This is a genomic window from Pedobacter folensis, assembly GCF_056490665.1.
This window is the reverse complement of sequence record NZ_JBWJIF010000001.1, coordinates 1,326,700-1,339,207: the sequence shown is the minus strand read 5'-3', so window position 1 is coordinate 1,339,207 and position 12,508 is coordinate 1,326,700. Positions and strand designations below refer to the sequence as shown.

Annotated in this window: 8 protein-coding genes; 7 read left to right on the top strand and 1 reads right to left on the bottom strand. The window is 37.3% G+C overall.

The genetic code is table 11. The features are described 5' to 3' along the window. Positions 1–17 precede the first annotated feature (17 nt). From AC04QZ_RS05435 to AC04QZ_RS05405, 7 genes are read left to right on the top strand one after another with little or no spacing between them, the layout of a single operon-like run. Entirely contained in the window at positions 18–1,175 is a 1,158-nt protein-coding gene (locus AC04QZ_RS05435) for a FecR family protein (RefSeq protein ID WP_478356884.1), read from the top strand. A 57-nt stretch (positions 1,176–1,232) separates the two neighbouring features. Beyond that, entirely contained in the window at positions 1,233–4,856 is a 3,624-nt protein-coding gene (locus AC04QZ_RS05430) for a SusC/RagA family TonB-linked outer membrane protein (RefSeq protein WP_478356883.1), read from the top strand. Between the two features lie 10 nt (positions 4,857–4,866). Continuing rightward, positions 4,867–6,345: a RagB/SusD family nutrient uptake outer membrane protein gene (locus tag AC04QZ_RS05425; RefSeq protein ID WP_478356882.1), complete on the top strand. Its 1,479-nt coding sequence runs from the start codon at positions 4,867–4,869 to the stop codon at positions 6,343–6,345. 13 nt (positions 6,346–6,358) lie between these two features. Further along, positions 6,359–7,219: a putative zinc-binding metallopeptidase gene (locus AC04QZ_RS05420; RefSeq protein ID WP_478356881.1), complete on the top strand. Its 861-nt coding sequence runs from the start codon at positions 6,359–6,361 to the stop codon at positions 7,217–7,219. Positions 7,220–7,221: 2 nt separating this feature from the next. Then, positions 7,222–8,643: a TlpA family protein disulfide reductase gene (locus AC04QZ_RS05415; protein WP_478356880.1), complete on the top strand. Its 1,422-nt coding sequence runs from the start codon at positions 7,222–7,224 to the stop codon at positions 8,641–8,643. A gap of 32 nt (positions 8,644–8,675) precedes the next feature. Then, entirely contained in the window at positions 8,676–10,301 is a 1,626-nt protein-coding gene (locus AC04QZ_RS05410; RefSeq protein ID WP_478356879.1) for a S8 family serine peptidase, read from the top strand. 5 nt (positions 10,302–10,306) lie between these two features. Continuing rightward, complete coding sequence (locus AC04QZ_RS05405) at positions 10,307–11,836, top strand: aspartyl protease family protein (protein WP_478356878.1); 1,530 nt, start codon at positions 10,307–10,309, stop codon at positions 11,834–11,836. A gap of 68 nt (positions 11,837–11,904) precedes the next feature. On the opposite strand, the gene AC04QZ_RS05400 is transcribed toward AC04QZ_RS05405, so the two are convergent. Beyond that, positions 11,905–12,507 (bottom strand): GIN domain-containing protein, encoded by a 603-nt coding sequence (locus tag AC04QZ_RS05400; protein ID WP_086546718.1) that lies wholly within the window; start codon positions 12,505–12,507, stop codon positions 11,905–11,907. Position 12,508 lies beyond the last annotated feature (1 nt).

Below are 12,508 nucleotides of genomic sequence, written 5' to 3'. Positions count from 1 at the left end.
TTAATCCGTCTAAGAAAATGAACGCAACAGAAAATATCTGGATTAAAGTGATCCAACAGTTAAACAACAATGAGTTGCCCGACCAGCAATTGCTCGAACAATTAAGTTTGGAGGAAAGAGAACTGATTGATGCTTTGAAAGCCGATAAACTGATTGCAAATGCCAGCCTTTTGGTTAACAGGTTGGACGAGCAACATGCCTGGAAAATGGTACAGCATCATTTCGAAGCAAAGCGTGCGCGTTTAATGCCAGGATTGTTGAAGTATGCTGCGGTTTTGTTATTACCTGTGTTTTTATTGGCCGGAGGTATTTTCTATTATATTAAAAATAATGAGCCTGTTGCGTTAAACTTAGCCAAACTGGCACCTACCAATCATAACCGGGCTACTTTGATTTTATCTGATGGCCGTTCGGTTGAGCTCTCTGAACAAGGCGACCAAAAATTATCAGAGGTAGGTGGAACAAGCATTACCAATAAAAATAAAGAATTGTTAAGTTATAAAGAAAGCGGTACAACAAGCAGAAAGCAGGTTTTTAATCAGTTAATTATTCCGAGGGGAGCCGAGTATAAGTTGGCTTTAGCTGATGGAACTACTGTAATGATTAACGCTGCGTCGGTACTTCGTTTTCCGGTCAACATAAATGCAGCCAATAGCAGAGAGGTGTATTTAGAAAAAGGAGAGGCTTACTTTCAGGTGGCAAAAAATCCTGACAAACCATTTATTGTTCATGCAAATGGTATGGATGTAAAGGTTTTGGGTACAACTTTTAATGTAAATACCTATACCAAAATTACGCGCACGACTTTGGTTGAGGGTAAGGTTGAAGCCAAAAGTGCGAACAATCAAACTACCATTTTAGCACCAAACCAACAGGCAATATATAATCAGCAAAGCAATGTTTTAAGCAAAACAGCTATAGATGTAACACCTTTTGTGGCCTGGGCTAATGGAAAAATTGTATTTGAAGAAGCTACACTTGATGAGGTAATGGATCAGTTGAGCTTATGGTACGATTATGATGTCGAATTCCAGTCTGAAAAAATAAAACAAATCCATTTCTCTGGAGAAATTGAAAGATATAAAGATATACAAGTAATACTAAACATTATTGAACAAACCGGCGGGGTGAAGTTCAGCATTAAAAACAGGAGGATATATGTAGATCAACGTTAAAAACTGACATCTAACCAAACCAAAATCGAAAAAATCAACCAAACTATTCAAAATTAAATGAAAAAATATTTACAAAATTATTTTTCGCCTGGATTAAGCCTTTTAGTAAAAACGATAAGTGTTGCAATCTGTGCAATTATAATTTTCAGTTCATCCCTAAAAGCGCAAACTCAAGCTAACATTAGCATTAGTGTTAAAAATGCAAAACTGTCTGATGCGGTTAAACAGGTGAGCAGGCAAGCAAAGATGCAGTTTTTTTATAATGCCGACCAGTTGGATAAAAATCCAAGGGTAAGTATTTCTTTAAAAAATAAAAGTTTAGAGCTGGTATTAACCAGCCTGTTAAACGGAACCAACATCACCTTTGTAATTGATAAAGATGTGGTGATTTTTAAAACAAAAGCTTTTAGCACATCAGGAAAACCAACCATATCACAAAAGAAAATTAGGTTAACGGGTAAAATTACCGACGAAAAGAATAGCTCTTTACCTGGTGTTTCCATACAGGAAATTGGGCAGCAGAATGCAACTTCAACCGACGAAAATGGAAATTATGTGCTTTTAGTTAATGATAACAGCTCCATTCGCTATCAGTATATTGGTTACAAAGCAGAAATAAAAGCAGTTAATGTAAATGCAACTACTGAAGTATTGGTGTTGAATATTAAATTAGAGGAATCGGCACAAGGGCTTAATGATGTAGTGGTTACAGGATATCAGAACATTGCCAAAAGAGATTTTGTTGGTGCTATTGCTTCTGTTAAAATGGAAGATATTAAAGTTGCCGGAACCAATCAGATCGATAAATTATTGCAGGGTCAATTGCCGGGTGTTGCGGTAACCAATTCTTCTGGTCTGATAGGTTCAAAACCAAAAGTAAGGGTGCGTGGTACCTCAACACTGCTCGGTAATCAAGAACCGGTTTGGGTAGTGGACGGGATTATCCAGGAAGATCCGATTCCGTTCGATTATCAACAATTAAACTCGCTGTCCGGACAGTCTTCAAGTGATGCGATAAAGAACCTGGTGGGCAGTACCGTTGCTTTTTTAAATGTTGAAGATATTCAGGATATTACAGTTCTTAAAGATGCAGCATCTACCGCAATTTATGGGGTAAAGGCAGCCAATGGTGTAATTGTAATCACCACGAAAAAAGGTAAAATTGGTAAGCCAACCATCAACTACTCTACAAATTTTACTACTTCTCAAAGACCGAATTATAGCCAGTTTAATCTAATGAACTCGAAAGAGCGTGTAGATGTATCCAGAGAAGTTTATGCCAAAGGTCTGCAATTTGCTGTAACGCCAGATCCGGTTTCATATGAAGGTTTAGCGACCAGTTTATTCGATAAGAAAATTACCCAGGAGCAGTTTGTTGCTGGTGTAAATAAATTGGAGACTACAAATATGGACTGGTTTGATGCTTTGTTTCAAACACCTGTAAGTCAGAACCACAGCTTAAGTGTTTCTGGTGGTTCTGATAAAACAACATATTACAGTTCTATTGGTTATATGAATGATAGAGGCAACTCAAAAGGTAACGAGCAAAACCGTTATACAGCCTCAGCAAATATCAACAGCAATTTAACCAATAACTTACGCATCGGTTTAAAACTAAATGGGTCTAAAAGCACAACAAGTGGTTTTTACCAGGTTGATCCTTTTAAATATGCTTATAATACCAGCAGAACAATACCCGCTTTTAATGATGATGGCTCTTATTTTTTCTATACCGCACCAAATACTACAACAGGATCATATAATTATAATGCGCGCTACGAGCAATCTCAAACGGGCAATACCAATAGGTTAACCACCATTAATATGGCTGCAAATTTGGAATATAAATTCTTAAAAGATTTTACTTTTCAGTCTTTATTCGGTTACGGTTATAATCAAACTTCTGCTCATACTTTCGCAACAGAAAACTCAAATTACATTACGGTTATGAGGGGTTACGCATTTGGAAGTGCCTTGCCCGGATCTGTTGCTTATCTTTCATCTCCACTGCCTGTTGGTGGAGTTTACAACGGCTTTTCAATGAGCAATCAAACCGTTACCGTAAGAAATAACTTAAACTACTCGAAATCATTGCGCCAAAATAAAGATAACCTGAGCGTTATGGTTGGCCAGGAGGTGAGGAGCTCAAAATATGATGGTTTAAGTCAAACCAACTTCGGTTATCTGCCCGACCGTGGGAAATCATTTGCACAAGTTCCTTTAACGATTACCACATCGAGTGGAGCGATTATAAATCAAATATTTGGGCAAACTATTCCAGTGATTACAGATCGTGTTTCTAATTTTGTATCATATTTTGGAACTGCAACTTATAATTTCAATCAGAAATATGTAATCAATGGAAATATCCGCACCGATGCTTCAAATCGTTTCGGTCAGTATTCAAACCACAGATTTTTACCGGTATGGTCTATTGCCGGAAAATGGAATATTGCAGAAGAGCATTTATTTGATAACCTTATCTGGTTAAATCAGCTTTCTGCCAGGGTTAGTTATGGTTTTCAGGGAAATGTTGCCGAAAACTTCAGTCCTGATTTAATTGCAAGAATACCATCAGGCGTTTCTTCAGTGAGTCAAGTATCTGGTGAACCTTTATTATTGATTAAAAGTTTGGCCTATAAAGATTTAAGATGGGAACGCAACAAAACTGTAAATCTGGGTTTGGATTTTGCCTTCCTGAAAAATAGGGTGTCAGGAACTTTTGATTATTATATTAAAAAAGGATACGATATTATTGTTCAGAAGACCATTCCATTAGAATATGGTTTAACAACCATGCCCATCAATGCGGGGAATGTAGATAACAGGGGTTTTGAACTTTCTTTGAATGTTGGTGCAATCAGAACATCAGATTTTGACTGGAATATAGGCTTTAATACCTCAAAAGTTACCAATAATGTGCAGCAGTCTGGTGCAATCTCTTTAACAGATTGGAAAACGGCTGTTTCCGGGGGCTTGTATAAGATTGGATATCCGTCATCTGCAATCTGGTCATTCGACTTTGCAGGTTTAGATGCCACTAACGGAAACCCAACCTTTAACGGGTTAAATGTAGCCAGTAACCCGGGTGCTGTTACCGATGTGACCAAAGCAATGGTTTATTCAGGTCAGTTAGATCCTAAGTTTACCGGTGGTTTAACCAATAATTTCAGGTATAAGTCATTTACGCTTAATACCTTTCTCTACATCAGTACAGGCAATGTGAAACGTCTGGCCGAACTTTATCCAACAGCAACCTCAGCAAGTTCTGCGCCATATTCATTCCAGAATCTTTCATCTGAACTGGTTAACAGGTGGCGTCAGCCTGGCGATGAGGCCAATACCATTATTCCTTCGTTACCAACAGCCGGACCACAAGCCAGTACAGGTTTAGTTGTTCCGGGAACCTCTGGTTACGTATATTCGAGAACGCTTTACGATTATTCGAATGCCAGGGTTGTTGATGCAAGTTTTATTAGATTAAGAAATTTAGCACTTGGATACGTTGTTCCAAACAAACAGGTAACCCATTTAGGTTTAAAATCACTCCAGTTAATGGCTTCGGTAACCAATTTATTTTATGTGGCTGATAAGCGATTAAATGGACAAGACCCTGAAGTAACAGGAAACAGTTTACCTATTCCCAGAACCTATTCTTTAACACTAAATGTTGGTTTATAATCTGTAGATCATGAGAAAATATTATAAAATACTAATGCTTATCTGTTTAACAATAAGCGTTGTTTCCTGCAAAAAAAGCTTCCTGGAAGAAAGCAGTCAGGATTTGGTACGCCCTACCACAACAGCGGCACTAAATCAGTTATTGTCTGGCGAAGGTTATGCATTAACTGCCGAATCATTCCTGAACGATTACCTTGATTTATTAACTGACGATATTCAGTCTGATTTCAATGCAAATGCAACGATTGTTGCTGGTTTGAATAAATATGCTCCTGTTTACACCTGGCAGCGCAACATGATTGATAAGCTGATTGATGTTGCTCCAACCTATAGTAATACCTGGTACAATTATTACGCAAGGATAAAAGGTTGTAATGTGATTTTGGATTATGTAGATCGCGTAGATGGACCGCAATCTGAAAAAGATAACCTTCGGGGACAGGCTTTAGCGTTACGATCTTATTATTATCTTATGCTGGTAAATCTTTTCGGTAAACCTTATGTAGGCACGAGTGTACATCCAGAAACAGATTTAGGTGTGCCCCTTATTTTAACAGCCGAAGTCTCTGATTCTCCGGTTGCCAGATCTACTGTTAAAGAAGTTTATATACAAATTGAGAAAGATTTACTGAACTCAGTTCCTTTGCTTGAGGCAAATGGAAGTGGTAACCATATTTATAAATTTAATGCTACGGCGGCAAAATTATTATTATCGAGGGTTTATCTTTATATGGGGAATTGGGATGCCAGTATTAAATATGCGGATGCGGTTATACTGCAAAAACCAACTTTGCAACAATACAATGCCATCACTACACCACTATTTCCAATCGCCTACGGTGTTTCATCCCCAGAAGTGATTTGGGGCTATGGAAGTTCAACAGAATTAACGGGGATGCCATTTGGTTTAGCTGTTGGTGTTGCTGCTAAAGCCGCTTTTTCCATTTCAGATAATTTTTTAAATACCTTTGAAACCGGTGATCTGAGAACTACCTACAGTTTTAGAAGTACAGCTTATCTCACATCAGTAATTGTAAGCTACAAATCGGGCTCCGCGAAGTACTCAACTGCAAATACCAGCATTAGCAATGGTAAAGCATTTAGGACTGCAGAAGCATATCTTAACCGTGCCGAAGCCTATATTCAAAAAGGAATAGCCGGCGATGCTTCAGGAATAGCAAAAGCCCTTGCAGATATCAATCTCTTACGTTCAAACCGGATTAGAACTGCTAATTATTCGCCAATAATGATAACTGATCCGCAGGCTTTGTTTACTTATTACAAAGCAGAACGCCGCCGTGAACTTTGTTTGGAAGATCATCGCTGGTTTGATCTTCGCAGATGGGGCATGCCCGAAATGACGCATACCATCCAGCTTGTTGCTGGCTCGCCTCAAACGGTTACCTTAAGTCAAAACGATAGCCGATATACCTTAGATGTGCCAACTGAGGCATTAAGACGTAATCCGAATTTGATCCAAAATCCATAAACTCAGATTAAAAATGAAAACAATAAAATATTTAGTCTTTACAGCAATACTAAGCTGTGTGCTTTGGGGATGTAAGAAAGAAGAAACGCTCACGCCTTCGCAAATAGATGTACAATATAAGTTGCCGCAGGGTAACCACGATTACGATCCGATATTAGTAGAACTGAACAAAAAGTACGGTACATTTTTCCTATATAAATGGAGTGCTGTAGATTTTGCTTCCAATCCTGTATATCTGGCTAATGGCTTTAATGAAACTTACACTGCAGATATAGCAGATGAAACTTATGTGGGTAAAGCACTTGCGTTTATCCAAAAAAACTGGCTTAACTATTATTCTGATGATTTTTTGAAAAATAACCTTCCATTTAAAGTTTTACTGGGACAGAATTTAAGGATGAAAGCATCTCCAACCACAAAATACACCATTTTATCCAATTATAATCAGATTACCCTCAGCAACTTTTCAGCAGATTTTGATCTGATGACGGATGCACAGAAAAAAACATATGTAAATAATTTGCATACTGAGTTTTTCAACTTCATATTTAACAGAGGTAAACTTGATGTTCCCGCAGAATTTACCACTGTAACAAATTATACCCAAACAGGGGTTACCGCAACTAATTTTTATACCTATGGTTATGTATCCTATTTAGTTTCTTTACAGGATAACAAACCTATAAGAGATTTTCTTTCTTACATCGCTTTAATTACTTCAAAAACTAAAGCAGAGCTTGATGCGACCATCTTAAAACCATCAAATGATACCGCTGGATTGGTTAAAAAGAAATACGATATCATTATCAATTATTATAAAACGAAATACAATATCGATTTGCAGGCCATAGGTAATGCAGGTGTAATTAACTAGTTATGAAAGCGAAAATATTAAGTTTATTGATTTCGGTTGCTGCTGTGTTACCTGCATTTTCTGCTACCATCCATGGCAGTAGGACAGGTGCCAACGAGAAAAGTTCAGGTTTTTTTGTAGAGGCTTTTTCTAAACAGGGAAGAGTGCTTTATAAAAGCTTGAAATTTGATGAGAACGGCAAATTTGTTTTGGAATTCCCTACAAATGAGGCTTTAGTGTATTGGATTGATAATTTCCCGGTATACGTACAGCCCAATGAGCGTCTCGAAATTATCCTGCCCGAACGCAAATCGGGTGCCTTTGTAATAGGAGGGCCTGTCGGACAGAAAGCCGCTACGCCAGGAATGCTTACCGAAACCAACATTAAACTGGCAGGAAAACCAACCATCAATAATTTATTGATTAATGAAATTAATGTGGCCTGGGCAAATTTTAGCAAAGAAAAAAAGGGCATCCCAACGACAGCAGAAATTGATCAGGCCTATCAAGCCGAAACAAAGCTAATTTCCAGATCTAAAGATGCAGGGATTAATCAAGTAGCCAGTTTTTATAATGATTTACGCTATCTGGAAGCAAAATTACAATATTTAAGGGCACATCCAACCGAAAAGGTTGACCAACGTTTCTTCGGTATTGCAAACAAGATCTCTTTAAATCATCCAGCGGTTAATTCATTAAAATCTATCGGGCTTAGGTCGCTGGTGTCCAATTTTTACATGTTCTTAAAATTGAGTCAGGGTGCAAATATCAAAGATGAAGATTTAAACGACAATTCATCATTAGGCAAAATGACCTATATACTTAAAAATGTAAGCAACGAACGGATCATCAACGAAGAGCTGAGCCAGAGTATTGTTTATCATCTCTCTATAAAAGGATGGAACCCTGAGTTGGACAAAATTATGGTTGTGGCCATCGAAAAAACAACTGATGAGGCAGCCAAGAAAAATTTGATTTCTTTAAGAGAAAAATACAGTAAGGTTGCTAAAAACACAATGGCGCCTGCTTTTTCTATTCCAGATGCCACAGGCAAAATGATTAGTCTGGCTGATTTTAAAGGAAAAGTAGTGGCGATAGATGTTTGGGCCACCTGGTGCATTCCTTGTATGCATTCGCTTCCATATTTCCTAAAATTCCGCGATAAATATAAAGATAATCCGAATGTAGTGTTTATGTCGATCTCTACCGATAATGCCGAATCCAAAACGAAGTGGCTTGCTTTTTTGAAATCGAAAAATATGAATGGTGTTGATCTGCATGCCGGAGATAAAACTTCATCTGCTTTCGAAAAAGCTTATAACATTACAGGCATACCCAGGTATATCTTAATTGGTAAAGACGGCAAAATTATCGAAGATCATGCTGTACAGGCATCAGAACCTGCTTATGAAACCTTAATTCAAACAGCGCTCCAAGCCAAATAGCTTTAGAGAAAGAACCAAAAATCAATACGAAAATGAAAAAAATAACAAGACTATTCCTGGTCTTATGGCTACCGCTTTGTCTAAATGCACAGCAAAAAGGTGGTTTATCTGCAGCTAAAAAGAAAGACCTGTTTACACATCATCCTCAAAACTGGCACCTGTTATCTTTCGATAAGGATAGTGTTTATGGTACGGAGGTAAACAAAGCTTACGCCGAAATTTTAAAAGGAAAAATCGCTAATAAAGTGCTGGTGGCCGTGATTGATGCCGGTGTTGACATTAACCATGAAGATTTAAAATCAGTAATCTGGACCAATAAAAAAGAGATTCCTGATAATGGAATAGATGATGATCATAATGGCTACATAGATGATATTCATGGATGGAACTTCTTAGGCAGTGCTGATGGAAAAAGGAATATTCAGGTTACGGCCAACGAAAATGACCGTGAATATTTGCGTTTGGTCCGTAAATATGAAAATGTAGATACCACAAAATTAAAAGGGGAAGAGAAAAAATATTTAGAACTTGTTAAACGTAAATCGGATGTATACAGAACGGCATCTTCGATCGGTTTAGCGGAAAAAATGGCTTCTAAATTTGATTCAATCGATCATTATTTTCGTAAAAAGTACCCCAATAAGGTGGTTACTATTCAGACTTTTAACGAAGAAAAACCGGAGTTCGCAAACGATAAAGATTTAGTTTTTGCTTTCGAACTTTTAAAATTAAGAGCTCAGGGAGCGAAATATAGTGTAAGTCAGCCCGCAAATATTTTATATACCATGGGCGATTTTATGATCAGTCAGGCTAAAATTAATTATCAGAATAAATTGGTTGCAGCATCGAAAGATGACCGTGCTTTTGTAATGGAAGACGTTAAGGACGGGCAAAACTGGGGCAATAATCAATTGAGTTTTCAAAGTTCTGATCATGGAACACATGTGGCTGGAATTATCGCTGCAGACCGTACCAATAATTTGGGTATTGAAGGTATTGCCGGTCAGGTAGAAATTATGCCGATCCGTGTAGTGGTGCCAAGTGGCGATGAGTATGACCGGGATGTAGCCAAAGCGATCTATTATGCCGTAGATAACGGAGCACAACTAATCAATATGAGTTTTGGAAAACGTGTTTCACCCTTGAAATACCTGGTTGATGAAGCCATCCGGTACGCAGAAAAAAAGGATGTCGTGATTGTAAGAGGTGGTGGGAATTTTACCGAAGATACTGATCAATTTGTTTTTTATCCTTCACAGTTTTATAACAATGGTAAACAGGCGAAAAATGTAATTACGGTAGGGGCAACCAGTCCATTTGGCGAAATTATGGGTTTCTCTAATTATGGGAAGAAATCGGTAGATCTTTTTGCACCGGGTTTTGATGTGTATTCGACCATGATTGATAATAAGTACTCGGGCATGCATGGTACCAGTATGGCCTCTCCCGTAGTTTGTGGTATTGCAGCATTATTGCGTTCCTATTATCCAAAATTATCAGCTCCGGAGATTAGAAATATTTTAATGAAAACGGTAACCATCGTTCCGGAAGAATGGCAGGGAAAGCAAAAGCTACAGAACATTTCTGTTTCTGGTGGAATCGTTAATGCTTATCAGGCCTTGAAAATGGCCGATCAATCTATTCATTCAACTAAATAACTACCATGAAAAAAATAGTATACATTGTGCTTTTGTTGATTAGTCAACATGCATTTGCACAACAGGAAGCCAATGATGTTCAGATTAAATATGCATTGCAGCAGTGTGGTGAAAATTTAAAGACACATCATATTAAAAATATCCTCGATGCACTCGATCCATCTTTTCGTATTGCCGAATATAGTGACAGGGATGTGTATCCGGTTGTGCCGCAACTCGTAAATCCGGTTATATTAGATACGGTTTATTATGAAACGGTCGTTAAAAAAAATAATAAAATCTACGCAAAACAGGTTGCCGTTCCAAAAACTGGACCGAAAATGATCTCCTGGCTGCGGATGAGCAAGTTTTTAACTTTTGAAAGAATTGGTCATTTCGAGCTGTTAATGGGGCTTGCTGATCCTGTTTTTCAAGAACTGCAACCAGCTAAATTACTGTCGAAAGTAAATGTTAAACGTTCAGCAGGTTTAATGTTTGTAGAAGTAGCCATAGCAGGTAAAAAATACAATTTCCTGTTCGATAGCGGTGCGGGTGCAACAACTATAAATGAAAGTCTGGCCACAAGTTTAAATTTTAAAATCAATCAAAAGGCCATCGATATTAAAACAGCAGGTAAGGGCGGACAATTTAAAACCATCGATTCATTAGCGTTAAATATCGAAGGTGTAAATGTGCGTGGGAAACAAGTTGTTGTTGCCAATTTAAATGCTTTATCGCAGGTAGTAGGCCAGCCAATGGATGGCATTATTGGCTTTGATCTTTTAAAAGATTATCAGGTTGCCGTTAATTTAGACGATAACTTGATGAGTATTTATAATTTCGGCTATTTTGATCAATCAACAGGAAATAAAGTGCCTGTAAAACTGAATGGAAATACAGCCAAATTAGAAGTTACATTAAAAGTGAATGGCATTAATTATCCCAGTATTTTAATGTTTGATACCGGTAATGGTGGCAGTATTTCAGGTAATTATTTTTTAAATACTTATGTAAATGGCCTGGTTGATAAATTGAAAAATAAAAGATCAAGTGCTTCGATGGATTTAACCAATCAGATTAGTAAAGCGCAAATTGGAGGGATTGATGCAATTAGTATTGCAGGCTATAATCTTAACAACCCCGTGGTAACGGTCGATTTGCCAAAAGAACAAAATCCATATGGCTTTAACAGTCATGGTTTGTTGGGCATGTCGCTAATCGGTAAATTCAATATGCTGTTTAATTATAGTTTAAACTATATCCAGTTAAGTCCGAATAAAAATTTCGAAACACCAATTGTACCATTGTATGCACTGGGTTTGGGTTTCCAGAAAGAGGGTGGTAAATTTATTGTTAAAAATGTTGATGAGGACGGGTTGGCTTATCAGGCGGGTTTGAGAAAGGGTGATGAACTGATAAAAGTTAATCAGCTTGTACCCGAATCTGTTGATCAGATTACACAACAATTGAGGGTTTTAGCCAGGAATAAAATTCAACTGGAGATTAACCGGAACCAGCAGAAAATGAAAATAGAATTAAAGAAATTTGTAATATAATCACCTTTAAAAACAAAAGGCTTTCTGATTGCGATCAGAAAGCCTTGTTTCATTGGTGTGTTTTATGATTATTTGATTGCGGCAATTTCTTTTTCAACAGCCACAGTTTCTACAGAACTGATGTTGGTTTTCAAAGCTGCAAATCTATCAATGGTTAATTTTTGCGATTTACCCATTACTAAAGTATGGTTATCAGTAGAACCACTTAATTTTAAATCTGCCTGATCAGAAATTACAGTATATAAACCTTCTGAGCTGGTATTGATTTCGGCATGTGCATTTCCTTTTAAAAAGATCTGAAGATATTTAGTTCTTAGTTTTCCTTCTGTTTTAACAATTGCATTTTCTGAAGCTTCAATTCTGTAAAAATCGTTTACATAAACGGTTAATTTTGCTTTTTCGGTACTGGTAGAAGCGATTTTTAAATTATCACCATCCTGCATTACTTTTGCTGTTCCGGTGTTGTCATCAGTATAAGAAATGCCAGGATTACTCCGCTGGATAATGGTTACTTCTACATTTCCTTTTACAGAAATTCTTTTAAAAGCCGATATTTTTAAAATGGCATCCGGTTCTTTTTCTGTTGCAGAAACACTTGTAGTAAATACTGCCGAAGATAAAACGATTGCTGTTAATGAAGTTGCGATTAGGGTTTTGATTGAGGTTTTCATA